We start from the raw sequence: 25,063 nt of genomic DNA on the forward strand, positions 1-25,063 counted from the left end.
AAATTTTGTCCACTGGCCCTGTGGGTGGAGGTGGTGGACAACCAGGGCCGTCTGTGGAGAACGGAAAGTTCTGCACACACCGCCCACAGGGCAGGGGCAGTTCTCCCCAGCTGTGTCCCCAGGTTTACCCACGTTTCCCACACCCCAATCCGGCACCTTCGTGTGACGCCTTTCACTCGACGCGGTGAGCGGGTGCGTCGGATTGCCGAACAGTGGACAGCCATGTGGAGAAGCCGGGGATCGCTGGGGACAACCGCCCCCGGCCTGTGGGTCGTCGGTGGACAACTCCGTGCACACCCTGTGGATCTTCCCTCTGTCCACAGTCTGTGGAGATTCTTCGTCCACGATTCCACAGGCCGCTGAGCTGCGTCGACGGTGCTTCCCCAGGTTCCCTGTGGACGCAGTTCGGGACAACTTCGCAGTCCCCAGCATGTGGACGGAAGAAAGTCCCCGAATCTGTGGAGAGTGGCCGTAACCAGGCAGGTAATCGAACAGCGGGTGGCCGGGGAGGGGCAGCAGGGGAAGGGAGGAGGCGGGGCCGGGCCGCCGTGGCTGCCGGCCGGAACGCCGAAGGGCGCCCCCGGGATGCGTATCCCGAAGGCGCCCTCAGCGTCCGTGTACGGCTGGTGTCGGCCGTGCCTCAGCCGTGCCTCAGCCGTTCTTGATGCGGTTCGTCAGCTCGGTCACCTGGTTGTAGATCGAGCGCCGCTCGGCCATCAGCGCCCGGATCTTGCGGTCGGCGTGCATGACGGTCGTGTGGTCGCGGCCACCGAACTGCGCGCCGATCTTCGGCAGCGACAGATCCGTCAGCTCCCGGCACAGATACATGGCGATCTGCCGGGCGGTGACCAGCGCGCGGCCGCGCGAGGTGCCGCACAGGTCCTCCACCGTCAGCCCGAAGTAGTCCGCGGTGGCCGCCATGATGGCCGTCGCCGTGATCTCGGGGGCGGTGTCCTCGCCGCCGGGGATCAGGTCCTTGAGGACGATCTCCGTCAGGCCGAGGTCCACCGGCTGCCGGTTGAGCGAGGCGAACGCCGTCACCCGGATCAGCGCGCCCTCCAGCTCACGGATGTTCCGCGAGATCCGGGAGGCGATGAACTCCAGTACCTCCGGCGGGGCGTTGAGCTGCTCCTGCACCGCCTTCTTGCGCAGGATCGCGATACGCGTCTCCAGCTCGGGCGGCTGGACGTCGGTGATCAGACCCCACTCGAAACGGTTCCGCAGCCGGTCCTCCAGCGTGACGAGCTGCTTGGGCGGCCGGTCGGAGGACAGCACGATCTGCTTGTTGGCGTTGTGGAGCGTGTTGAAGGTGTGGAAGAACTCCTCCTGCGTCGACTCCTTGTCCGCGAGGAACTGGATGTCGTCCACAAGAAGGATGTCCATCTCCCTGTACCGCTTGCGGAAGCTGTCGCCCTTGCCGTCGCGGATGGAGTTGATGAACTCGTTGGTGAACTCCTCCGAGCTGACGTACCGCACGCGCGTGCCCGGGTAGAGGCTGCGCGCGTAGTGCCCGATGGCGTGCAGCAGGTGCGTCTTGCCGAGCCCCGACTCCCCATAGATGAAGAGGGGGTTGTACGCCTTCGCGGGCGCCTCGGCGACGGCCACCGCGGCCGCGTGCGCGAAGCGGTTGGACGCGCCGATGACGAACGTGTCGAAGAGGTACTTCGGGTTCAGCCGCGCGGTCGGCTCACCGGCACCGCCCGCGGGCGCGGGCGTGGCGGCCAGGGAACCGGGCGTGCCGCTCCCGCCGCCCGGCGGCAGGTCCGGGCGGCCGGGGCCGCCGCGGTGCGCGGGGCCCGCGCCGGCCGGTCCCTCGGGCAGTTCCCGGCGGACGGGGTCGCGCTGGTCGTACTCGGCCCGTGAGGGCTCGTACTCGGAGCGCGGTTCGTACTCGGGGCGGCCGGAGTCGTAGTCCGGGCGGGGCGGTTCGTACTCCGGGCGTGGGGCGTCGTAGTCGCCGCGCTGCTGGTCGTACGGCGGGCGCTCGCGGCCCGGGCCCCGGTAGTCCGGCTTCGGGGTGCCGTAGGGGTCCTGGGGGGACGGGCCGTAGCCGTCCTGGGACGGGGAGGCGTACGGGTCGCGCTCGGGGAAGCCGAGGCGCGGCTGCTGCCAGCTGTACTCGTCCTGCGCGGGCCGCGGCCAGGCGCCCGGCTCGGGGCGCTGGTACTCGGACGGATAGGCGGGACGGGCGGTGGGCAGCTGGTCGCCGCGGCCGGCGGGCGGCTGCTCCGCGCGGGACGGGGGCTCGCCGGGCGGAAGCTGGTCGGCGGCGCGGTGGCGGCCGTAGCCCTCGTACGGTCCCGAGGGCAGCTCGGGCTCCTCGTAGCGCGGCTGCGGGGCGGGCGGGGCCGCGGGAGCGGGCGGCTCGCCCGCGGAGTCGTCCACGGTGATCGCGATGCGGATGGGGCGGCCGCACTCGCGGCTCAGGGTCTCGCTGACGATCGGCGCGAGACGGCCTTCCAGCACGTTCTTCGCGAATTCGTTCGGTACGGCGAGCAGGGCGGTGTCCGCGACCAGCGCGAGCGGCTGGCAGCGGCGGATCCAGTGCTCGTCCTTCGCCTCGACACCCTGTCCGCGGCCCTCGCCGAGGAGCTGCTCGAGTACTCGTGGCCACACTGCGGCAAGATCGGCAGGTACGTCAGCCACAGGGCACGCTCTCTCGCAGGTCCCACGAACGTGTGGTTGTGGGACGGGTCGGGATCAAAATCGGGTCGGGCGGGGATAAGGGAACGAATCGGAGTCCAGCCACGGTAGTCAGCGTGGCGGGTGCGGTTCAAGTTGTTGTCCCCAGCCTGTGGATAGTGTCTCTCGGTGACCCCTGGTTTGACCGGATGGCGCAGCCCCGCGTACCGTAACCAGGTCGAGTTGTCGATGGCTGCTGCCGCCTGCCTCCGATGGGCACAGATCACTGCAGGTGATCGGGAAGCGGTGCACTCGGGCGTGACGCGAGCTACTCGTGGGCGCACGGTGACAGCCAGGACGGCACCCCGCCACCACCGATTGATTTCTGGAGCCCCCGAGTGAGCAAGCGCACCTTCCAGCCGAACAACCGTCGTCGCGCGAAGACCCACGGCTTCCGGCTGCGTATGCGCACCCGTGCCGGCCGCGCGATTCTCGCGTCCCGCCGTAGCAAGGGTCGCGCCCGTCTGTCCGCCTGATCCCGGTCAGGTCATGACGTCGTGCTGCCCACCGAGAACCGGCTGAGGCGGCGCGAGGACTTCGCGACCGCGGTACGACGGGGTCGCCGGGCAGGCCGCCCGACCCTCGTCGTCCACCTTCGTAGCGGTGCCACGGACCCGCACGCGCCTGGGGAGAGCGCTCCCTCGACGCGTGCGGGTTTCGTCGTGAGCAAGGCCGTGGGTGGCGCGGTCGTGCGCAACAAAGTGAAGCGCAGACTGCGTCATCTGATGCGTGACCGAATCGTCCTGTTTCCCCCCGGTAGCCTGGTAGTCGTACGAGCGCTGCCCGGAGCGGGCGACGCGGAGCACGCACAGCTGGCCCAAGACCTGGATGCCGCCCTTCAGCGGCTGCTGGGAGGGGGCGCGCGATGAAGTACCCACTGCTGGCACTGATCAAGCTGTACCAGTGGACGATCAGTCCGCTGCTCGGGCCGGTGTGCAAGTACTACCCGTCGTGCTCCCACTACGGCTACACGGCCATCGACCGGCACGGTGCGATCAAGGGAACGGCACTCACCGCCTGGCGCATCCTCCGGTGCAACCCCTGGTCGCTGGGCGGTGTGGACCATGTCCCACCGCGCAAGCGCCCGCGGTGGCACGAAATGCTGCGCGACGCCTGGCGCGCACGCAGGGGCGGGCCCTCCGCCGCCGAACCGGCCACCGAGGAGAAGCCCGGGAGCACGTCCTCCGAGCTTCCTTCGAGCCCGGCCGCAGAGACTTCGTCCCATGCCCAAGGAGCATGATTAGTGGACACGATTGCCAGCCTCTTCAGCTTCATCACGACACCCGTTTCCTGGGTCATCGTCCAGTTCCACAAGATGTACGGCGCGATCTTCGGTGCCGACACCGGGTGGGCCTGGGGCCTGTCCATCGTGTCCCTGGTGATCCTGATCCGCATCTGCCTGATCCCGCTCTTCGTGAAGCAGATCAAGTCGACGCGCGCGATGCAGACGCTCCAGCCGGAGATGAAGAAGATCCAGGAGCGCTACAAGAACGACCGGCAGCGCCAGTCCGAAGAGATGATGAAGCTGTACAAGGAGACGGGCACCAACCCGCTCTCCTCGTGCCTTCCCATCCTGGCGCAGTCTCCGTTCTTCTTCGCCCTGTACCACGTGCTGAACGGCATCGCGACGGGCAAGACGATCGGCGTCATCAACGACCCGCTGCTCGCCAGCGCCCGTAAGGCGCACATCTTCGGGGCCCCGCTGGCCGCGAAGTTCACGGACAGCTCCGACAAGGTCGCCGCGCTCGGCGCCACGCTGACCGACGTCCGGGTCGTCACCGCGATCATGATCGTCCTGATGTCGGCGTCGCAGTTCTACACGCAGCGCCAGCTGATGACGAAGAACGTCGACACGACGGTGAAGACGCCGTTCATGCAGCAGCAGAAGATGCTGATGTACGTCTTCCCGGTCATGTTCGCCGTCTTCGGTATCAACTTCCCGGTCGGTGTCCTCGTCTACTGGCTGACCACCAACGTGTGGACCATGGGCCAGCAGATGTACGTCATCCACAACAACCCGACCCCGGGTTCCAAGGCTCAGGCCTCCTACCTGGACCGTCTGACCAAGCACGTCACGCAGCACGGCAAGGTCCGCCGCCGCAGCGAGAAGACCATCGTCAAGGCGATCGTCGCCAAGGGCCGCGACCGCAACGAGTTCGAGCGCAAGTTCATCAACGCCCTGGGCAAGGCCGGCCTCGCCGCCCAGGCCGACGGCACCGTGGTGAAGAGCGAGAGCCAGGCCTTGGTCGAGACCGAGGACGGTACGACCACCACGGCCGCCGCCCGGCGCCAGCAGCCCAAGCGCCAGACCAAGGCCCAGCGCCAGTCCGGTGCCAAGCAGGGTGACACCGGCTCGGCCACCTCGCTGGAGAAGTCGGCCACCTCGCTGGAGAAGTCCGACGAGCCGCAGGACACCAAGCCCGCCGCTGCCAAGCAGCCCGAGAAGCCCAGCTCCGGCACCCGCAGCAGGGCCCAGTCCGGCCAGCGCAAGGGCGGCCCGCAGCGGCCCAAGTCCCCGTCCAAGAAGTAAGAAGGAGCCCATCCGTGACGGAAGGCACCACCTCCGCCGCTGCCGAGGGTGCAGACACCCTCACCCGCCTGGAGCAGGAGGGTGAGATCGCGGCGGACTACCTGGAGGGTCTGCTGGACATCGCCGACCTCGACGGCGACATCGACATGGACGTCGAGGCCGACCGCGCCTCCGTGTCGATCATCAGTGACACCGGCAGCCGTGACCTGCAGAAGCTGGTCGGCCGGGACGGCGAGGTGCTGGAGGCACTCCAGGAGCTGACCCGCCTGGCCGTGCACCGGGAGACCGGTGACCGCAGTCGGCTGATGCTGGACATCGCCGGCTACCGCGCCAAGAAGCGTGCCGAGCTGTCCGAGCTGGGCGCCAAGGCCGCCGCCGAGGTCAAGAGCACGGGCGAGGCCGTGAAGCTCAAGCCCATGACCCCCTTCGAGCGCAAGGTCGTGCACGACGCGATCAAGGCCGCGGGACTGCGCAGCGAGTCCGAGGGCGAGGAGCCGCAGCGGTTCGTCGTCGTACTGCCGGCCTGATCGGCCCTTTCGTTCCACCGGCCCCGTCTGCCTGCAGACGGGGCCGAACTTTGTCAGCCTGTAGTTCTGGTGGCCGGTCGCGTGAAGCACCGGCGCTGTACGGAAGGACGGTCCCCGTGACGGAGGCAGCGGAGCTTCCCCCCGCGCCCGAGCAGGCGCGGGAAGTGTTTGGCGATCGCTTCGCCGATGCGGTCCGCTACGCGGAGCTGCTGGCCGAGGCCGGTGTGCAGCGTGGCCTGATCGGCCCGCGGGAAGTGCCACGCCTGTGGGAGCGGCACCTGCTCAACTGCGCGGTGCTTTCGGAGGCTGTCCCCGAGGGGGTGACGGTGTGCGACGTCGGTTCGGGCGCCGGTCTGCCGGGCATCCCGCTGGCCCTGGTGCGCGACGACCTCAACATCACCCTGCTGGAGCCGCTGCTGCGGCGCACGACGTTCCTCACCGAGGTGGTGGAGCTGCTGGGGCTCGACCATGTCACCGTCGTCCGGGGGCGGGCCGAGGAGATGCTGGGCAAGGTGCAGCCGGTTCATGTGGTGACCGCCCGCGCCGTGGCTCCGCTGGACCGGCTGGCCACCTGGGGCATCCCGTTGCTGCGCCCGTACGGCGAGATGCTCGCGCTGAAGGGGGACACCGCCGAGGAGGAGCTGAAGGCGGCGAGCACGGCGCTGAGCAAGCTCGGTGCGGTGTCGACGTCCATCCTGCATGTGGGTGAGGGTGTGGTCGATCCGCCGTCCACCGTCGTGCGGGTGGAGGTCGGCGAGAGCCCCGGCGGTGTGCGGTTCGCGGCCAAGCGGGCCAAGGCGGCACGGACGGGCCGTGCCCGCCGGCGTCGTTGAGACGTACTCCACACAAGCTGCCAAACCTACGCAGGTCGGAGTGTCGCGAAGGTCCGGCCGCCGCGGCTGTGCATCGTGTTTCACGTGAAACGTCGCTCACTGCTGCACGGCATCATCAGTCGGGGCCGCGCTGCGGCCGAACCTCGCGACCGTAGGCCTCTCGGGTCGCTCGGAGAGGTAACGGAGTTGTCCACAGAGGTGGAATTCTCCACAGAAGACCAGGGCTCACTGGTTCACGACCCCGAAGGCATGGGAGGCTCTGTTCATTGCGAGCCTGAAGTCGAGGAGAGTGAATCCTTGCGGTCCGACGCCAACATCGCGGGACCGATGACCGATCCGGTCCCCGGTCCCCGTACCGAGTCGATGGGGGCGGATGTTTCACGTGAAACACCGCCTCCGATGGACGACACTCCCATCGGTCGTGCTGCCCAACTGGCGGTGGAAGCTCTCGGCCGCGCCGGCGAAGGTCTGCCACGGCCCGAGCAGACCCGGGTCATCGTGGTCGCCAACCAGAAGGGCGGCGTGGGCAAGACGACGACGACCGTCAACCTTGCCGCTTCGCTGGCTCTGCACGGTGGCCGTGTCCTGGTGATCGACCTCGACCCGCAGGGCAACGCATCCACGGCGCTGGGGATCGACCATCACGCCGAAGTTCCGTCCATCTATGACGTGTTGGTGGAGAGCAAGCCTCTCGCCGAGGTTGTCCAGCCGGTTCCGGACGTCGAAGGCCTCTTCTGTGCCCCCGCCACTATCGATCTCGCCGGTGCGGAGATCGAGTTGGTGTCGCTGGTGGCGCGCGAGAGCCGGCTGCAGCGGGCGATCCAGGCGTACGAGCAGCCGCTGGACTACATCCTCATCGACTGCCCGCCGTCGCTGGGCCTGCTGACGGTCAATGCGCTCGTCGCGGGCCAGGAGGTCCTCATCCCCATCCAGTGCGAGTACTACGCGCTGGAGGGACTGGGCCAGCTGCTCCGTAACGTCGACCTGGTGCGGGGACACCTCAACCCCACCCTGCATGTGTCGACCATCCTGCTCACCATGTACGACGGCCGGACGCGTCTCGCCTCGCAGGTCGCGGAAGAGGTGCGCACCCACTTCGGTGACGAGGTGCTGCGGACGAGCATTCCCCGCTCGGTCCGTATCTCCGAGGCGCCGAGCTACGGGCAGACGGTGCTGACTTACGATCCTGGATCGAGCGGTGCCCTCTCCTATCTTGAGGCGGCCCGAGAAATCGCGCTGAAGGGTGTGGGGGTCAGCTATGACCCGACCCAGGCCCACATCGGCGCTCAGAACGACCGGAACATGGTGGAGGGGATCCAGTGAACGAACGACGGAGGGGGCTGGGTCGTGGTCTCGCCGCACTGATCCCGGCTGCCCCGACCGAGAAGTCGCCGGCGTCGGCCGCGATGGGCAGTGGCGCATCCACGTCCCCCGCATCCGTACCGGTGCTGACGGGCGACCGCGGAGTGGCAGCGGCCAAGGTGGCCACGCTGCCGCCCGTCGCCCCGGAGCAGGAGACTGAGGAGCCCGCGGCGATTTCGGCCGTGGAGACGGCTTCACCGTCGATGGGTGCCTACTTCGCCGAGGTCCCCCTCGACTCCATCACGCCGAACCCACGTCAGCCGCGTGAGGTCTTCGACGAGGACGCGCTCCAGGAACTGGTGACCTCCATCGAGGAGGTCGGTCTCCTTCAGCCCGTCGTCGTACGACAGCTGAGCCCGGGCCGCTATGAGCTGATCATGGGCGAGCGGCGCTGGCGGGCCTGCCGTCAGGCCGGCCTCGAGGCCATCCCGGCGATCGTGCGGGCCACGGACGACGAGAAGCTCCTCCTGGACGCGCTGCTGGAGAACCTGCACCGTGCGCAGCTGAACCCGCTGGAAGAGGCGGCCGCCTACGACCAGCTGCTGAAGGACTTCAACTGCACGCACGACCAGCTGGCCGACCGGATCGGGCGTTCCCGTCCCCAGGTCTCCAACACGCTGCGGCTGCTGAAGCTCTCGCCAGCGGTCCAGCGCCGGGTCGCGGCCGGGGTTCTCTCCGCCGGGCACGCCCGGGCGCTGCTGTCCGTCGAGGACTCGGAGGAGCAGGACCGGCTGGCTCACCGGATCGTGGCCGAGGGGCTCTCGGTGCGGGCCGTCGAGGAGATCGTGACTCTCATGGGGTCGCGGCCCCAGACGCCTCAGCGCTCCAAGGGGCCGCGGGCCGGCACGCTGGTCAGTCCGGCGCTGAGCGAGCTGGCCACGCGTCTGTCCGACCGCTTCGAGACCCGGGTGAAGGTCGACCTCGGTCAGAAGAAGGGCAAGATCACCGTCGAGTTCGCCTCCGTGGAGGACCTCGAGCGGATCCTCAGCACCCTCGCCCCGGGCGAGGGGCCGATCCTGCAGAAGAGCCACCAAGAGGCGGAAGCCGAGTCCGAGGAACAGGACGCCTGACCCTCGGAGCTCGCCTCAAGGCGGCTGAGAGCGGATCGTGCCCGGTGCGTACCGGAACACGGTCCGCTCTTTGCTTTGAGCCGCTATCGAGGCCATCACATCGTGGATACGATGCGATCGGGTATGGCGCATCCACCCGGCAAGGCATCTCTGAGTGGGGAGACGGAGGCCATGCGATCGATGAGCCGCACCGGACTGGTGAGCGCGGGACTGGGCCTCGGAGCCGTCGGCGGATTCGTCGGCAGCCTGCTCAGGGAACGGAGCGCTCTGACGGCCGCTCGCGACGCGGCGGGCGAAGGAAGCGAGGAACAGCCTTCATGGGGCGCCGGCTCGTACCGCTCACGCTGGACAACCTTCAGGACCTTCCCAAGCGTTGTCGCTCGTGTGTCTTCTGGGAGCTCGACCCCGTCAGCGGCGAGGCCGCGGTAAGGGCGGGCACCGCCGCGCTGGAGAAGGAGTCCTGGATCTCCGCCGTCCTGCTGGACTGGGGATCGTGCGGCCGGGTGGTCTATGTCGACGACGCCCCGGTGGGCTTCGTGCTCTACGCGCCGCCGGCCTATGTCCCCCGCTCGACGGCGTTCCCCACGAGCCCGGTCTCCCCGGACGCCGTACAGCTCATGACCGCCTTCGTCATGCCCGGCTACCAGGGGCAGGGACTGGGCCGGGTGCTGGTCCAGACGGTCGCCAAGGATCTGTTGCGCCGGGGCTTCAAGGCGATCGAGGCGTTCGGTGACGCCCGCTGGAGGGAGCCCGCCTGCCTTCTGCCCGCCGACCATCTCCTGGCGGTCGGCTTCAAGACGGTCCGGCAGCACCCCACGCATCCCCGTCTGCGTCTGGAGCTGCGCTCGACGCTGTCCTGGAAGGAAGACGTGGAGCATGCCCTCGATCGGCTGCTGGGGGCCGTCCAGAAGGAGCCGGCGCTGCGGCCGCTCTGATGCGTCGACTGTTCTGATGTGACGACCGCGCTCAAGCGAATGGGCCAACCCGGTTGGGTTGGCCCATTCGTGTTTCACGTGAAACATGCGCCGTCGGCTCGACGGCTGCGTCACGTCACTCGGCGATGAAGTCCGCGAGGTCCCGCTCCAGCGCAGCCTTCGGCTTGGCGCCGACGATCGTCTTGGCGACCTCGCCGTTCTGGTACACGTTCAGCGTCGGGATGGACATGACGCCGTACTTGGCGGCCGTACCCGGGTTCTCGTCGATGTTGAGCTTCACGACCTCGATCTTGTCGCCGTGCTCCTTGGCGATCGCCTCGAGCGACGGGGCGATCTGGCGGCAGGGACCGCACCAGGCGGCCCAGAAGTCCACCAGTACGGGCTTGTCGCTCTTGAGGACGTCCTCGTCGAAGGAAGCGTCGGTCACGTTCTTCAGGTCGGCCACGGCGGGCTCCTTCACTTGATCATGCGGTGGGGCGGGGGACGAAAGATCAGACGGCGGTCTTCTGGGCCTCGGCCTGGTCCTCGTCCGCCAGGGCGGCGAGGAAGCGCTCGGCGTCGAGGGCGGAGGAGCAGCCGGTGCCGGCGGCGGTGATGGCCTGCCGGTAGGTGTGGTCGACCACGTCACCGGCGGCGAAGACACCGGTCACGTTGGTGCGGGTGGACGGGGAGTCGACCTTCAGGTAGCCCTCCTCGTCCAGCTCCAGCTGGCCCTTGAACAGCTCGGTGCGCGGGTCGTGGCCGATCGCGATGAACAGGCCCGTCACCGGCAGCTCCGACAGCTCGCCGGTCTTGACGTTGCGCAGCTTGAGCCCGGAGAGCTTCTGGTCGCCCTGGATCTCCGCGACCTCGCTGTCCCAGACGAACTTGATCTTCGGGTCGTTGAAGGCGCGCTCCTGCATCGCCTTGGAGGCGCGCAGGGTGTCCCGGCGGTGGACGACCGTCACGGACCTGGCGAACCGGGAGAGGAAGGTGGCCTCTTCCAGCGCGGTGTCGCCACCGCCGATCACCGCGATGTCCTGCTCGCGGAAGAAGAACCCGTCACAGGTGGCGCACCAGGAGACACCACGGCCGGAGAGCGCGTCCTCGTTGGGGAGGCCGAGCTTGCGGTGCTGGGAACCGGTGGCGACGATGATGGCCTTCGCCCGGTGGACCGTGCCCGCGGTGTCGGTGACGGTCTTGATCTCACCGTTGAGGTCGACCGAGACGATGTCGTCCGGGATGAGCTCGGCGCCGAAGCGCTCGGCCTGCGCCCGCATGTTGTCCATCAGTTCGGGACCCATGATGCCGTCGCGGAAGCCGGGGAAGTTCTCCACCTCGGTGGTGTTCATCAGCGCACCGCCGGCGGTGACGGCGCCCTCGAACACCAGGGGCTTCAGCGACGCACGCGCGGTGTACAGCGCCGCGGTGTAGCCGGCGGGCCCGGAGCCGATGATGATCACGTTACGGACGTCGCTCACGGCTTGATTCCTCGTCTCTGGTCTGCGTCAGTCGACCGGTGGGAGTCCCTTTCGGGACTCTCACCCCACCCAACGGATCCTACGGGGCCCGCATTCCCGGTGTGTCGGGGCACACGGGGGATCGCAAGGAGTACGGATGACGGACAGGACGAGGCGTGCCCCCGCCCGTTTCAGTGACGGGCGAGAGACTGCTTCAGCAGCACCGTGCCGGGGGACACCGGCTGCCGTCCGACGCAGGAGGCGTCGACGACGTAGGCGGTGACCTGAGCGCGGTCCTTGGTGTCGGGCACGACGACGAGATACGCCTCTTTACCCGCGTAGGTTCCGGTCTTCGCGCCGAGGACGTCACCGCCGGAGCCGACCGCCTGCCGGACACAGTCGGGGACGGGGACCTGGCTCTGGATCAGGGTGTTCGCGCTCTCCGTCGACCCGGGCGTGCCCTGCTCGGTCTCCGTGCCCTTCCGCGGTCGCTCGGAGTCCTGCTGCATGCCCCTCTTCGTCGCGAGCAGATCCTTGACCTGGCTCTGGACGCTGGCCCCTGAGAAGGTGCCGGCGGACGGTGACGGCGCCCTGTGAGCCGTCGTGTCGGAGGATCCGGTGCCGAGCGACTGCAGAAGCAGGGACCCGGCCCCGAGCACCGCCGCGGTGAGGACGGCGCCCAACGCGACCCTCCGCCTGCGGCGGCCCCGACCGTGATCCTTGCGCCCGGGTCCGGTGGCCGCGCGCGAACGTCCGGCGGGACGGTCGGCGGTGCGATCGGCTGGACGGTCGGCGGTGCGATCGATGGTGCGGTCGGCGGTGCGATCGTTGGTGCGGTCGGCTGGGGCCGATGTTTCACGTGAAACATGCCCCTCGATCCTCGCTCCGGCCGGCACCTCGGCGGCCAGGGCGGCATCGATGCGGGCCGCGACGTCCGGCGGCATGGGCTCCGGCGCCGGCACGCTGCCCAGCAGCCCCCTGATCTCCTCCAGGGAGGTGTGGACGTCCGCGCACAGCTCGCAGCCCTCCAGATGGCGCTGTACGTCCGCGCTGCGGTCCGGCGGAAGGAGGCCTTCGGTGAGGTCGGAGATCTCGGCGACGTCCGGGTGGTGCCCGGCCGTGTCTGTCGAGGAAGTCACGCTCGCCCACCTCCGCCCTTCACTACGGCTGAATCGCTAGACCCCGCATCTCCGGGAGCCTTGCCCGGAGACCCTGTCGCAGGTGGGACGGATGTCCCCTGCACCCGGTTCCGTCCCGGCGCGGGTCCGTTTCCGTCATCGGGGTCACCTGGCCGTAGATGACTGATCAGCGGGAGAAGCCGGGCGCGTCCTCGGGCGCACCGGCTCTTCACCGTCCCCGTGGGCACATCCAGAATCCGGGCGGCTTCCGCGACCGGGTATCCCTGCATGTCCACCAGGACCAGAGCCGCACGCTGCTCGTACGGAAGCGTGCCGAGCGCCTCCAGGAGCTGACGGTGCAGATCGTTGCGCTCGGCCGGGGCCGAGGCCGATTCGTGCGGCTCCAGCAGCTGCTCCAGCCGCTCGGTGTCGTCGACCGGGGCGGTCTTCCGCGAGGCCGCCTTCCGCGCGCGGTCCAGGCAGGCGTTCACGGTGATCCGGTGCAGCCAGGTCGTGACGGCCGACTGCCCCCTGAAGGTGTGGGCGGCCCGATACGCCGACACGAGCGCATCCTGAACGGCGTCGGCGGCCTCTTCCCGGTCCCCCAGCGTCCGCAGCGCGACAGCCCAGAGCCGATCCCGGTGCCGCCGCACGATCTCACCGAAGGCTTCGGGGTCGCCTTCCACATGGCGGGCGAGCAGGTCCCGGTCGCTCACCCCGTCGTATCCGGCGCCGTCTGCCATCTTCCCCTCCCCGGGGGGAACCTAGCTGGTGACCTTGATGTCGGCCACCCTGCCCCGCCAGTGGCTCACACCGTCGGCGGGCAGCTCGGTCAGCCACACCAGCAGGTACTGCGTCTTGAGGGACTTGCCGGGATGCAGAACCACTGTCGTGCCCGATCCGTCGGCGACCTTGGTGTAGGCGTCGAAGGACGTCGGCTCCGATCCCGCGTCCGATCCTGCCGCCCGCAGTTCAACCGAGGTCTGCCCCACGAAGGTGACCGTCACCTTGCCGACCTGCTGGACCTTGCCGAGGTCGAGGATCATGCCGACGCCCGACTTGAGGTTGCCGAACTTCGGACTCAGGTAGAAGTCCGTCTGCCAGTACGTGGCCGGGCTGTTGTCGTAGGCCTTGCTTATGTCGCCCGGCTTTTCGGTCTGGTCCTTGCTGAACGGGTCGAAGTCACGGGCGCCCTGGATGGCGATCGGCTTGCTGGACGCCGGCTTCTTGGCGTTCTTGTCGCCGCCGTCCTGCGTCTGGGTGTTGTTGGTGTTGTTCGACTTGTCGCCCATCAGCGCGTCCGCCAGCTGCCAGCTGCCCAGGCCGAGGGCGGCGATGAGGAGGGCGGAGACCGCCCACTTCAGGGCCTTGCCGGTGCGGCTCTGCAGCGGGGGCGGCGGAGGCGTGATCGGCTGGGCCACGCCGGGGTGTGGCGCCGGGCGGCCGTAGCTGCCCTGCTGGTACGTCGTGCGCTGGTACTCCGGCGGTGCCGTGAACGCGGGCTCCGGCGGGCGGATGCGGGGCATCTCACCGATCACCTTGACCAGTTCCTCCGGCGTGGTGCACGGAGCCTCGTGGCGGGAGGCGGTGGCCCCGTCGTTGACGAGGGCCCGCATCGCGAGTTCGGACAGGCCCCGGTGGACACCGGCACGCACCTGGTCCGGTGCGATCAGGCCGATCGTCTTGGGCAGGCCGGACAGGCCGTAGGCGTCGTTCTCGTACGGCCAGCGCTGCGTCAGGGCGGCGTACAGCAGGGCGCCGATCGCCTCGGTGTCGGTGCGCTGCGGGGTGTCGGAGCTGATGCCGCGCAGGGCCGCGTTCACGGCGAGGCCACGGATGCGCCACTGCCCGGTGGAGGTGCGCAGCACGGCGTTCGGGTTCAGCCGCAGATGGGCGAGGCCCTCGCGGTGCGCTGCGGCCATGGCGGAGGCGATCTGACTGACCATCTGGTAGGCGTCGTGCGGCTCCAGCGGGCCGGCCGCGAGCAGCGCGGTCAGTTCGGTGGCGTCGGGCAGCCACTCGTGCACGACGTAGACGAGGTCGTTCTCCTCGACGGCGTCGAGGACCTGGACGAAGCGGGGGTCGCCGAGCAGCGCCGAGGAACGGGCGGCCGCCAGGACTGAACGCGCTCGCGGGTGGTCCGCGGGCAGGATGTGGACGCCGACGGCACGACGGAGTTTCTCGTCGACCGCACGCCAACTGCTGAATCCGTCCAGACGGGTGACGCACTCCTCGAGACGGTAGCGTCTGGCGAGTTTGTGACCGCTGTGCAGCTCGGGAGGCGCGGACTTCTTCGCGGGATGCTCGGTCGCGTCGCTCCCCTGCCCCTCGTCGCTGTCCGTGTCCCGCTCCGGGTTCTGGGCCACCCCGTCGGCCGTGGACTGGTCCGCCTTGGCGGTCAGCGGCTGGTCACCGCTGTTGTCTGCCACGTCGACGGCAGCCGTGCTCCGTTCCGCCACCGTCGTCCCTGCCTCCCCATCTGTTGCACGCTGTCCGACGCCGAAACCAATTGTGCCCACAGTCCGCTGCTATGCACGACACACAGCCGCGGACGATGGTTGTGCGCCTACCCCCGACTCAGCGCCCCAGACGCCCGCGCACCATGCCCACGAGCGAGTTGAGTTCGTCGATCCGCATCCGGCGGGCGGCGACGAAGAAGACGCCGAACAGGACGGCGCCGCCGACGACGAGTGCGGCGAAGGAGCCGACGACCCCCTGGCCGAGGGTGTGCCCGATGCCGTAGCAGGCCGCGCCGCTGAGCAGGGCCGCCGGCACCGAGGCGATGCCGAGCCGCGCGTAGGTCCGCAGCACCCGTGCGCCGTCCAGGTCGCCGCCGAGCCGCTTGCGCAGCCGCTGCCAGGCGACACCGACGCCGATGGCGTAAGCGAGGCCGTACGCGGCGGCCATGCCCGCGACCGCCCAGCGGGCCGGCAGCAGGAAGTAGCAGAGCCCGGAAGCGCCCGCGTTGACGGCCGCCACGATCACGGTGTTGTAGAACGGCGTGCGGGTGTCTTCGTAGGCGTAGAAGGCGCGCAGCACGACGTACTGCACCGAGTACGGGATCAGGCCGAGGCCGAAGGCCATCAGCATGTAGCCCATGTTGGTGGCGGCACCCGTGCCCGCGGAGCCGAAGATCAGCGTGCACATCGGGATGCCGAGCGCCACGAAGCCGAAGGCGATGGGGACGATGGCGACCGCCGTCGTCCGCAGGCCGTGGGAGATGTCGTCGCGGACGGCACCACCGTCGCCCTCGGCGGCCGAGCGGGAGATGCGCGGCAGCAGGGCGGCCATGAGGGACACCGTGATGATGGCCTGAGGCAGGCCCCAGATCAGCTGGGCGTTGGCGTAGGCGGCGAAGCTGGTGCCCTTGATGCCGGAGGCGTCGCCGGCCGCCGTGGAGAGCTGCGTCACGACCATGGCGCCGATCTGGTTGGCGAGGACGAACAGGATCGTCCACTTGGCGAGCATCGCGGCCTTGCCCAGGCCGTGGCCGCGCCAGTCGAACCGCAGCCGGATCCGGAAGCCGGTCTCGCGCAGGTAGGGGATCATCGCGAGGGCTTGGACGACCAGGCCGAGCAGCACACCGACACCGAGGAGCCGCTGGCCCTCCGGCGGGATGTTGTCGACGGTCATGTGGGAGTTGGCGGACGTGCCGTAGACCCAGATGAACATGCCCAGCGTCACGATGATGACGATGTTGTTCAGGACCGGCGTCCACATCATCGCGCCGAACTTGCCGCGCGCGTTGAGGATCTGACCCATCACCACGTGGATGCCCATGAAGAAGATCGAGGGCAGGAAGTAGCGGGTGAACGTGACCGCCACCTCGTTGGCCTGCGCGTTGTCGGCGACCGAGGTGGACAGGAACCGCACCAGCAGCGGTGCCGCGAACATCGCGAGACCGGTCAGCGCGGCCAGGGCCACCATCACGAGGGTCAGCAGCCGGTTGGCGAAGGCCTCGCCGCCGTCCTCGTCCTCCTTCATGGACCGCACCAGCTGCGGCACGAAGACGGAGTTGAGACCGCCGCCGACGGTGAGGATGTAGATCATCGTCGGCAGCTGGTAGGCCACCTGGAACGAGTCGGCGAGGAAGCCGAGGCCCAGGGCGGCGGCGATCAGCGCGGAGCGGATGAAGCCGGTGAGCCGGGACACCATCGTGCCCGCCGCCATGACGGCGCTGGACTTCAGCAGCCCGGAGGCGCGCCCGCCCTTCTTCGCGGCGGGAGCGGCGGCCGAGGGAGCCTCGGCGGGACCGGACGGACGGGCCGCACTGGCGGGACCGGACGGGCCGGTGGCGTAGGGGACCGGGGCCGGAGCGGGCACGGGCGGCTGCATCGGGGCGCCGCCGGCGGGACCGCCCGCCGGGTACGCGACCCCGGCGTCCTGGCCCGGGTGCTGAGGAGTCTGGGCCTGGGGCGCCGGGTAGGGGCCTCCGGACGCCGCGTAGGGCCCCGCAGGCGGCGCGTACTGCCCTGCGGGGGCCTGTCCGTATCCGGGGGCCGCGGCCGGTCCGGGGACGGCCGGAGGCTCCACGGGCCCGGGCACGCCGCTGTGCTGCTGGTCCCGGAAGAGGTGCGCGAAGGCGTCCGGCTCGTGGTACTCCTCGCCGGAGTGCGAGACCAGGTCGTCCACGCCCACGAACTGGGTCCGGCGGGGGTCGTCGCCGTAGGGCAGGTACTGGGTGGCGTCGCCGTCCGGCTCGGGTGCCGGGGTCTGGGCCCACACGCGCGGGTCGGGGGCGTGCGGTGACTGGGCCGGCGGGGCGTACAACGGCTGCTGCCGCTCGTGGGTGCCCGGGGGCGGCGGGGGGTGCGCGGCACGGTCGTAGAGCGCCTCGGCCACCGGGTCCTGGGCGGTCAGGTCGTGCGCCCGGTAGGGGTCCTGGTCGTAGGCGTCCTGGAGGTACATGTCCGCCGCTTGCTGCGGCGGCACCTGGCCGGGCTCGGGCGGGGTCTCGGGGTAGCCCGAGCCGGCCGCGCCCTGGCCGCGGTCACCGTCGTACGGCGCGTTCATGGTTACCCCACCTCATCGTCCCGGGCCACACCGGCCACGACATCGCTCAACGGTCCACTCTCTCACCCGTCGCGGACGGGTCGGCGCTTTCCGATGCGGTGTCCGGTGCAGGGTCACTCGGCTGGTCCGGGTCGTCTTCCCCGGAAGGAGCGTCGGACTCCTCCGGGAGACGGTCTCCGGGGGCGTCGGGGTTCCCGGGCTCGTCAGGGGTGTCCTCCCCCGTCGCGTCGGGGCCGTCCTCCTCGGCCTGGCGGGCGGCCGCCCGCTTGCGCTGGGTGTACATCCGGAAGCCGGCGAGGACCAGCAGGAGCACACCGCCGCCGATGACCAGCATCACGGTGGGCGTGACCTCGGTGACCTTCACGTCGAAGCTGACCGGGTCGCCGTACTCCTGGCCGTCCTCGGTGAACAGCTGGGCGATGACTCCGACGCGGCCGTTGGCGTTGGCGGAGGTGGTGAACTTCACGGACTGGCTGTGGCCGCCGGAGACCTCGACGGGCTGTTCGTAGTAGGCCTTGCCGCCGATCTTGAGGCGGGTCGGCATCGTCGAGGTGAGCCGCAGGACCAGGTGGCTCACGGGCTGGACGAGGTTGTTCTGGACGGTCACCGGGATGGTGGCGCTGCGTCCGGAGAGCTTGGTCTCGGACTTGTCGATCAGCTTGACCTGGTCGGCGAGTTCGTCGAGCCACGCCTCCACGTCGCCGCGGTAGCTCTCCGCCTCACTGCCGTGACCCCGCCACGACGTGGACATCCCCCGGTTTATGGCCCGTCCGAACGGGGTGACCACGCGGGAGGGGTCGGTGAGGATCACCTGGAAGTTGTCGAGCTTGTCCTGCGTGCGCGCGATCTGCTCGAAGGCGGTCCGCGGCAGCTCCTGCCGGCGCAGCGAGGACGGGTAGACGGACGTCGACGGGATGCGCGTGGTGGCGTTCGGGTCGGGCTTGGCCTTGGCGGCGGCGGTCAGGTCCTGGGCCTGGGACCAGGTCCCGGTCTGGAGCGTCTTCACGGCCGCCGCCATCGCCTGCGCCTGGCTTCCGGACGGCATGCGCTGGGGGGCGACCACGATGCTGCGCTGCGTGTCCGACTGTGCGTTCACCTCGAGGCTCTGTGCCAGGAACTCCTGCACGGCGAGCGTGGCCGAGCCGGCCTGGGTGAGATCGTCCTCGAAGGCCGTGGACAGCCGGGAGTCGGCGACCACGGCCGTCGTGCCGCCGCCGATCGGGCGGGCGGCGGAGGGCGTGTAGGACAGTCCGGCGGTCTCCTGGAGGCTGTCGCTGCGGGCGATCACCCGGTCGGCGCCCGCGGAGGTCGCGACCTTGATGATCGACGGATCGACGGCGCCCTCCACGGGCCAGGCGAAGTCGGTGCTCGGTGTGACGTGGAGCACGGTCTGCACGGTCGAGGCGGCGACGTCGGTGGCGTCCTTGAGGTGGCTGAGCGAGCCCGTGACGCTGGTGCCGATGTGCGCGAGGGAGGCCAGGTCGGGGTCGGCGAAGGGCAGCGCCACGACTTCCTTGCCCGCCACGGCCTTCTGCAGGTCGGCCAGCCACTGCTTGGCGAGCGCCTGGTGGTCCCTGGGGCCGGGCGTGCTGGTGCCGTCGGGGCCCTGCAGGCGGTAGCCCTTCACCATGTAGTCGGCGGAGGCCAGCAGGTCCGGGTCGATCACCCAGGTGACGTCGAGGTCCTTGCCCAGTTCCACCATCCGGGCCAGCCGGCCGCCCGGCGCGAAGTCCTTGGCGAGGTCGTCGTCGAGGAAGACCGGCGTCTGGAGCTCTCCGGGGCCCGTGCGGGCCGTCATGTGGACCGTGGACAGGAGCGGCCACAGGAACGTGGTCTTCGTCTTCGTGTCGGCGTCGGACGGCTGCCAGGGCAGGAACGTCCGCTGGATGCCGAGCACCTGCTCCCAGGGCTGGGCGGAGGTCTGGCCGGACAGGGCGACCCCGACGGGGTAGACGCCGTCCTCGCCGAGGTCGAGCTTGTCCACCGGGACGGCGATGCTGAAGTGCTCGGCGACGCCCGGGGCCAGCTTGTCGAACTTCTCCTCGTACTTGCTGTCGACCGGGGTCCCGGTGCCGTACTGGAGATCGTCGGAGTGCCGGGAGACGGAGTCGATCGCGGAGCGGGTGGTCAGCGGGGAGCCCAGCCGCAGGTCCACATGGGCGTCGGTGACGGTCTGCTTGCCGGTGTTGGTCACCGTGCCGGACACCGTCAGCGTGTCCCCGTCGGTGGGGGCGCTGGGGCTGAGCGAGTCCAGCGAGACGGAAACGGTGTCCGCGGAGGCGGCCTGCGCGGGGGCCGCCGCGGGCAGCTGCAGCAGCCCGGCCAGCAAGGGTGCCCCGGCGAGCAGCGCTCCCGTGCGCCGCAGCCACCGGCGCGCAGGTGAGGCACTGGTCCCCTGGAAGTCAGCCGCCTCGGCCACGCGCTCGCCCGTCCCTCGTCGTCAGTGGTCGTCGGAATGTGCGTCCCCGCATGGTAACGATGCCTGCTGAGAGGAAGTGCCGCGGAGTGCTCCACAAGATCGGGGAACGGCGGCGACCCATCCTCTCTGTCCAGTATTCGGTCGAGAGCAGGCGGATGGATCCAGTATCGGGCCGAGAGCAGGCGTATGCCGCAAGCGCAGCCCTTGTGCGGTATGGCGGGAGGCGTCCGCTCCGCTCATATTGGGGGCGCCTCGGGGCGGCCGGGCCACGTACCCTCTTCTGTTGTGCCGAACCCCAACGATGACACTCCCGCTGCCCTGAGCCAGGCGCAGCAGCGCGCGGTGAGCGAGCTGCTGCGGGTGGCCCCCGTCGCCGACGACCTCGCCCGCCGATTCCAGGACGCCGGGTTCTCGCTCGCCCTGGTGGGCGGCTCGGTCCGGGACGCGCTGCTTGGCCGGCTCGGGAACGACCTGGACTTCACCACGGACGCGCGCCCCGAGGACGTACTGAAGATCGTCCGACCATGGGCGGACGCCGTCTGGGAGGTCGGGATCGCCTTCGGCACGGTCGGCGCGCAGAAGCAGGCCCGCGTCGGGGATGCCGACTGGTGCTTCCAGATCGAGATCACCACCTACCGGTCGGAGGCCTACGACCGCACCTCGCGCAAGCCCGAGGTGTCGTACGGCGACTCCATCGAGGAGGACCTGGTCCGCCGCGACTTCACGGTCAACGCGATGGCCGTGGCGCTGCCGGAGAAGGAGTTCATCGACCCGCACCGGGGTCTGGAGGACCTCGCCGCCCGGGTGCTGCGTACGCCCGGCACGCCGGAGGAGTCGTTCTCGGACGATCCGCTGCGGATGATGCGGGCCGCCCGGTTCGCCGCCCAGCTGGACTTCGAGGTCGCCCCCGAGGTCGTCACCGCGATGAAGGAGATGTCCGGGCGTCTCGAGATCGTCTCGGCCGAGCGGGTCCGGGACGAGCTGAACAAGCTGATCCTCTCGGCCCACCCGCGCACGGGACTGACCCTGATGGTCGAGACCGGGCTCGCCGATCACGTTCTGCCCGAGCTGCCGGCCCTGCGCCTGGAGCGTGACGAGCACCACCGGCACAAGGACGTCTACGAGCACACGCTGATCGTGCTGGAACAGGCGATCGAGCTCGAAGAGGCGGGTCCCGACCTCACGCTGCGCTTGGCCGCGCTGCTGCACGACATCGGCAAGCCGCGCACGCGCCGCTTCGAGAAGGACGGCCGGGTCTCGTTCCACCACCACGAGGTGGTCGGGGCGAAGATGACCAAGAAGCGGATGACGGCCCTGAAGTACTCCAACGAGCTGGTGAAGGATGTCTCACGGCTGGTCGAACTTCACCTGCGCTTCCACGGCTACGGCACCGGGGAGTGGACGGACTCGGCGGTGCGCCGCTATGTCCGTGACGCCGGCCCGCTGCTGGACCGCCTGCACAAGCTGACCCGCTCCGACTGCACCACCCGCAACAAGCGCAAGGCTGCCGCGCTGTCCCGGGCCTATGACGGCCTGGAGGAGCGCATCGCGCAGCTGAAAGAGCAGGAGGAGCTGGACGCGATCCGCCCGGACCTCGACGGGAACCAGATCATGGAGATCCTGGGCGTCGGTCCCGGCCCCGTCATCGGCAAGGCGTACAAGCACATGCTGGAGCTGCGCCTGGAGAACGGCCCGATGGAGCACGACGAGGCGGTGGCGGCCCTCAAGGAGTGGTGGACCGAGCAGGGCTGAGTCCGGAGAGAGGGTCATGTTTCACGTGAAACATGACCCGGCAGCCGTCCAGCCTTATCGAGGGGGCGATGTTTCACGTGAAACATCGCCCCTCTTGCTGTCCTTGCCCCGCTCGAAGCGCGCCATGGCCACCGCGACCGTCCCATAGAGGAGGGCGACGAGGATCACCAGCGGCGCCGAGCGGCCGTCCGGCGGGAGTATCAGGGCGGCCACGCCGGCTGCGCCGACGAAGGCGACATTGAAGAGGACGTCGTAGACGGAGAAGACACGGCCCCGGAAGCCGTCCTCGACCGACGCCTGGACGATCGTGTCGGTGGAGATCTTGGCGCCCTGGGTGATCAGACCCAGCACGAAGGCAGCGACCAGTAGCGGGCCGGTGGCGAACGGAAGACCGAGGGCGGGCTCCAGCAGAGCGGCGGACGCGGCGCACACCACGATCCACCACCCGGGTCCGAGCCGGCCCGCCGTCCACGGCGTCACCACGGCCGCGGCGAAGAAGCCCGCACCGGACACGGCCACCGCGAGGCCCAGCAGTCGGAGCCCTTCCTCGGGGGTCGCGGCGAGGTGGTACCGGCACAGCATGAGCAGCAGGACCAGCAGCGCTCCGTAGCAGAAGCGCATGAGAGTCATCGAAGCGAGCGCCCAGGCCGCCTCCCTGCGCCGAGGGGCTCCCAGATGCCGGACGGCCGCGAACAGTTCGCGGGCCGTGTCGGCGAGCGCGGTCCGCAGGTGCGGCCGCGCCGCTCCCCGGTCGGGACCGAGCAGCGTGGGAGCCAGGCTCAGGGCCGTCAGGCCCGCGCACAGGTAGAGGAGGGCGCCCAGCAGCACGACTGCTGCGTCGGAGTCCGACACCACGAGCCGTACGAGGAAGGCCAGACCTCCGCCGAGGGTCGCGGCGAGCGTTCCGGCGGTCGGGGACAGGGAGTTGGCCAGCACCAGGCGCTCGGCGTCGACCACGCGCGGCAGCGCGGCGGACAGGCCCGCCAGGACGAAGCGGTTGACGGCCGTGACACACAGCGCGGAGACGTAGAAGAGCCAGTCCGGTACGTGAGTGACCATCAGCACGGCGGTGGCCGCCGCCAGCAGGGCGCGCAGCACGTTGCCGTAGAGGAAGACCTGCCGGCGCCGCCAGCGGTCCAGCAGGACGCCCGCGAAGGGGCCGATCAGCGAATAGGGAAGCAGCAGGACCGCCATCGCGGAGGCGATCGCCGTCGGCGAGGTCTGCTTCTCCGGGGAGAAGACGACGTACGCGGCGAGCGCGACCTGGTACACACCGTCGGCGCCCTGGGACAGGAGGCGGATGTACAGCAGGCGCCGGAAGTCCCGCAGGCGCAGCAGGACGCGCAGGTCACGGACGACGGGCATGGGGCACAGCCTCACATATGCGGAGGGTCCCCGGGTCGGAACCCCGGGGACCCTCACCGCCCTGGCAGGAGCGTTCTCACCGGCGCGTGGTGCGCGCCGTGTGCCGAGCTAGCGCTCGACCTCTCCGCGGATGAACTTCTCGACGTTCTCGCGGGCCTCGTCGTCGAAGTACTGGACCGGCGGGGACTTCATGAAGTACGAGGACGCGGACAGGATGGGGCCGCCGATGCCGCGGTCCTTGGCGATCTTCGCGGCGCGCAGCGCGTCGATGATGACACCCGCGGAGTTCGGGGAGTCCCAGACCTCGAGCTTGTACTCCAGGTTCAGCGGGACGTCGCCGAACGCGCGGCCCTCGAGGCGGACGTAGGCCCACTTGCGGTCGTCGAGCCAGGCGACGTAGTCGGACGGGCCGATGTGGACGTTCTTCTCGCCGAGGTCCCGGTCGGGGATCTGGGAGGTGACGGCCTGCGTCTTGGAGATCTTCTTGGACTCCAGGCGCTCGCGCTCGAGCATGTTCTTGAAGTCCATGTTGCCGCCGACGTTCAGCTGCATCGTGCGGTCCAGGATGACACCCCGGTCCTCGAACAGCTTCGCCATGACGCGGTGCGTGATGGTGGCGCCGACCTGGGACTTGATGTCGTCACCGACGATCGGGACGCCCGCCTCGGTGAACTTGTCCGCCCACTCCTTGGTGCCGGCGATGAAGACCGGAAGGGCGTTGACGAAGGCGACCTTGGCGTCGATGGCGCACTGCGCGTAGAACTTCGCCGCGTCCTCGGAGCCCACGGGGAGGTAGCAGACCAGGACGTCGACCTGCTTGTCCTTCAGGACCTGGACGACGTCGACCGGCTCGGCGTCCGACTCCTCGATGGTGGCGCGGTAGTACTTGCCGAGGCCGTCGAGGGTGTGGCCGCGCTGGACGGTGACACCGGTGGAGGGCACGTCGCAGATCTTGATGGTGTTGTTCTCGGAGGCGCCGATGGCGTCCGCCAGGTCGAGGCCGACCTTCTTGGCGTCGACGTCGAACGCGGCGACGAACTCGACGTCGCGCACGTGGTAGTCACCGAACTGCACGTGCATCAGGCCGGGGACCTTGGACGCCGGGTCGGCGTCCTTGTAGTACTCGACTCCCTGCACCAGCGACGCGGCGCAGTTGCCCACGCCGACGATGGCTACGCGAACCGAACCCATTCCGGTTGCTCCCTGTGTGTACGAGTGAGGCCCTGATTGAGCCGTCACGTGGCGGTGTCGTCGGGCGTATCCGTCCGGGGGATGTCCCCGGGACGGGGCAGGCCGCCCGTCGATCCATGTGTGGTGTCCTGCTGAGCGGACCCCCCGGACGCGGAACCCCTCAGGTCCCGCCCGGCCCGCTCGCTCTCGATGAGCTCGTTCAGCCAGCGCACTTCGCGCTCCACGGACTCCATTCCGTGGCGCTGGAGCTCAAGCGTGTAGTCGTCGAGGCGCTCCCTCGTGCGTGCCAGGGAGGCGCGCATCTTCTCCAGGCGCTCCTCCAGGCGGCTGCGCCGGCCCTCCAGCACGCGCATGCGCACATCGCGCGACGTCTGCCCGAAGAAGGCGAACCGCGCGGCGAAGTGCTCGTCCTCGTACGCGTCGGGACCCGTCTGTGAGAGCAGCTGCTCGAAGTGCTCCTTACCTTCTGCCGTCAATCGGTACACGATCTTTGCCCGGCGTCCGGCGAGGGGCGCGGCGTCCTCGTGGGTGCTGCCCGGCTCCTCGATCAACCAGCCGTTGGCGACCAGCGTCTTGAGGCAGGGGTAGAGGGTCCCGTAGCTGAACGCGCGGAACACACCCAGGGACGTATTGAGTCGTTTGCGCAGCTCATAGCCGTGCATGGGTGACTCGCGCAGCAGTCCGAGTACGGCGAACTCAAGGATGCCGGAACGCCGGCTCATGAGCGCCTCCTCTCGGCCCACCGCGTCTTTATCTCGTGCTGATGTATCGACTCGATACATCAGCACGATAGAACGGCCTTCCGGATGCGACAAGAGGGAGGACGG

The 25,063-nt window shown here is 69.5% G+C and carries 21 protein-coding genes; 10 read left to right on the forward strand and 11 right to left on the reverse strand.

The annotated features are described in order from the left end of the window. Nucleotides 1-651: 651 nt before the first annotated feature. Nucleotides 652-2,646: a chromosomal replication initiator protein DnaA gene (gene dnaA / locus ABZ865_RS17665; protein ID WP_361230846.1), complete on the reverse strand. Its 1,995-nt coding sequence runs from the start codon at nt 2,644-2,646 to the stop codon at nt 652-654. Nucleotides 2,647-3,020: 374 nt separating this feature from the next. Here dnaA and rpmH point away from each other — a divergent pair, with 374 nt between their 5' ends. The 9 genes from rpmH (at nt 3,021) to ABZ865_RS17710 (ending at nt 9,939) form a co-directional block, all read left to right on the forward strand. Beyond that, the gene (rpmH, locus tag ABZ865_RS17670) at nt 3,021-3,158 is read left to right on the forward strand and encodes a 50S ribosomal protein L34 (protein WP_003956500.1); all 138 of its coding nucleotides are present in this window, start codon (nt 3,021-3,023) and stop codon (nt 3,156-3,158) included. Between the two features lie 21 nt (nt 3,159-3,179). Beyond that, on the forward strand, nt 3,180-3,551 hold the full coding sequence (rnpA, locus tag ABZ865_RS17675) for a ribonuclease P protein component (RefSeq protein ID WP_361230848.1): 372 nt from the start codon (nt 3,180-3,182) through the stop codon (nt 3,549-3,551). Continuing rightward, entirely contained in the window at nt 3,548-3,922 is a 375-nt protein-coding gene (yidD, locus tag ABZ865_RS17680) for a membrane protein insertion efficiency factor YidD (protein WP_361230850.1), read from the forward strand. Before rnpA ends, yidD begins: the two co-directional genes overlap by 4 nt. A 3-nt stretch (nt 3,923-3,925) precedes the next feature. Beyond that, complete coding sequence (yidC, locus tag ABZ865_RS17685) at nt 3,926-5,212, forward strand: membrane protein insertase YidC (protein ID WP_361230852.1); 1,287 nt, start codon at nt 3,926-3,928, stop codon at nt 5,210-5,212. 14 nt (nt 5,213-5,226) lie between these two features. Then, nucleotides 5,227-5,739, forward strand: coding sequence for a R3H domain-containing nucleic acid-binding protein (locus ABZ865_RS17690; protein ID WP_361230854.1), 513 nt, complete (start codon nt 5,227-5,229; stop codon nt 5,737-5,739). Nucleotides 5,740-5,855: 116 nt separating this feature from the next. Next, nucleotides 5,856-6,572: a 16S rRNA (guanine(527)-N(7))-methyltransferase RsmG gene (gene rsmG / locus ABZ865_RS17695; protein ID WP_361230856.1), complete on the forward strand. Its 717-nt coding sequence runs from the start codon at nt 5,856-5,858 to the stop codon at nt 6,570-6,572. Between the two features lie 249 nt (nt 6,573-6,821). Then, nucleotides 6,822-7,895 carry a ParA family protein gene (locus ABZ865_RS17700; RefSeq protein ID WP_361231209.1) on the forward strand — a complete coding sequence of 358 codons (1,074 nt, stop codon included), beginning with the start codon at nt 6,822-6,824 and terminating at the stop codon, nt 7,893-7,895. Beyond that, nucleotides 7,892-9,004: a ParB/RepB/Spo0J family partition protein gene (locus ABZ865_RS17705; RefSeq protein ID WP_361230858.1), complete on the forward strand. Its 1,113-nt coding sequence runs from the start codon at nt 7,892-7,894 to the stop codon at nt 9,002-9,004. The genes ABZ865_RS17700 and ABZ865_RS17705 overlap by 4 nt, the downstream gene beginning before the upstream one ends. Nucleotides 9,005-9,321: 317 nt before the next feature. Further along, nucleotides 9,322-9,939 (forward strand): GNAT family N-acetyltransferase, encoded by a 618-nt coding sequence (locus ABZ865_RS17710; RefSeq protein WP_361230860.1) that lies wholly within the window; start codon nt 9,322-9,324, stop codon nt 9,937-9,939. A 115-nt stretch (nt 9,940-10,054) separates the two neighbouring features. Here ABZ865_RS17710 and trxA read toward each other — a convergent pair whose 3' ends face one another. The 7 genes from trxA to ABZ865_RS17745 all read right to left on the reverse strand — a co-directional run bounded on the left by trxA (nt 10,055) and on the right by ABZ865_RS17745 (nt 19,928). After that, a complete protein-coding gene (gene trxA, locus ABZ865_RS17715; protein WP_100830622.1) occupies nt 10,055-10,384 on the reverse strand; it encodes a thioredoxin in 330 nt (109 codons plus the stop codon). 46 nt (nt 10,385-10,430) lie between these two features. Then, nucleotides 10,431-11,399 carry a thioredoxin-disulfide reductase gene (gene trxB, locus ABZ865_RS17720; RefSeq protein WP_361230863.1) on the reverse strand — a complete coding sequence of 323 codons (969 nt, stop codon included), beginning with the start codon at nt 11,397-11,399 and terminating at the stop codon, nt 10,431-10,433. Nucleotides 11,400-11,569: 170 nt separating this feature from the next. Beyond that, entirely contained in the window at nt 11,570-12,517 is a 948-nt protein-coding gene (locus tag ABZ865_RS17725; RefSeq protein ID WP_361230865.1) for a hypothetical protein, read from the reverse strand. Then, nucleotides 12,514-13,239, reverse strand: coding sequence for an RNA polymerase sigma factor SigM (sigM, locus tag ABZ865_RS17730; RefSeq protein ID WP_361230867.1), 726 nt, complete (start codon nt 13,237-13,239; stop codon nt 12,514-12,516). Before sigM ends, ABZ865_RS17725 begins: the two co-directional genes overlap by 4 nt. A 21-nt stretch (nt 13,240-13,260) precedes the next feature. Then, the gene (locus ABZ865_RS17735; RefSeq protein WP_361230869.1) at nt 13,261-14,955 is read right to left on the reverse strand and encodes a protein kinase family protein; all 1,695 of its coding nucleotides are present in this window, start codon (nt 14,953-14,955) and stop codon (nt 13,261-13,263) included. Nucleotides 14,956-15,073: 118 nt separating this feature from the next. Continuing rightward, nucleotides 15,074-17,509, reverse strand: coding sequence for a murein biosynthesis integral membrane protein MurJ (gene murJ / locus ABZ865_RS17740; protein WP_361230871.1), 2,436 nt, complete (start codon nt 17,507-17,509; stop codon nt 15,074-15,076). Between the two features lie 46 nt (nt 17,510-17,555). Next, the gene (locus ABZ865_RS17745) at nt 17,556-19,928 is read right to left on the reverse strand and encodes a DUF6049 family protein (RefSeq protein ID WP_361230873.1); all 2,373 of its coding nucleotides are present in this window, start codon (nt 19,926-19,928) and stop codon (nt 17,556-17,558) included. Between the two features lie 285 nt (nt 19,929-20,213). Between ABZ865_RS17745 and ABZ865_RS17750 the strand changes: the two genes are divergently transcribed. Continuing rightward, nucleotides 20,214-21,680: a CCA tRNA nucleotidyltransferase gene (locus ABZ865_RS17750; RefSeq protein ID WP_361230875.1), complete on the forward strand. Its 1,467-nt coding sequence runs from the start codon at nt 20,214-20,216 to the stop codon at nt 21,678-21,680. Nucleotides 21,681-21,734: 54 nt separating this feature from the next. On the opposite strand, the gene ABZ865_RS17755 is transcribed toward ABZ865_RS17750, so the two are convergent. From ABZ865_RS17755 to ABZ865_RS17765, 3 genes are all read right to left on the reverse strand, one after another. Further along, nucleotides 21,735-23,045, reverse strand: coding sequence for an MFS transporter (locus tag ABZ865_RS17755; protein WP_361230877.1), 1,311 nt, complete (start codon nt 23,043-23,045; stop codon nt 21,735-21,737). A gap of 108 nt (nt 23,046-23,153) precedes the next feature. Further along, a complete protein-coding gene (locus tag ABZ865_RS17760; RefSeq protein ID WP_361230879.1) occupies nt 23,154-24,236 on the reverse strand; it encodes an inositol-3-phosphate synthase in 1,083 nt (360 codons plus the stop codon). 44 nt (nt 24,237-24,280) lie between these two features. Next, complete coding sequence (locus ABZ865_RS17765; protein ID WP_361230881.1) at nt 24,281-24,958, reverse strand: helix-turn-helix transcriptional regulator; 678 nt, start codon at nt 24,956-24,958, stop codon at nt 24,281-24,283. Nucleotides 24,959-25,063 lie beyond the last annotated feature (105 nt).

Origin of the sequence: Streptomyces sp. NPDC047085 (assembly GCF_040643735.1) — a bacterium.
In the GTDB taxonomy this organism is placed as follows: Bacteria; Actinomycetota; Actinomycetes; order Streptomycetales; family Streptomycetaceae; genus Streptomyces.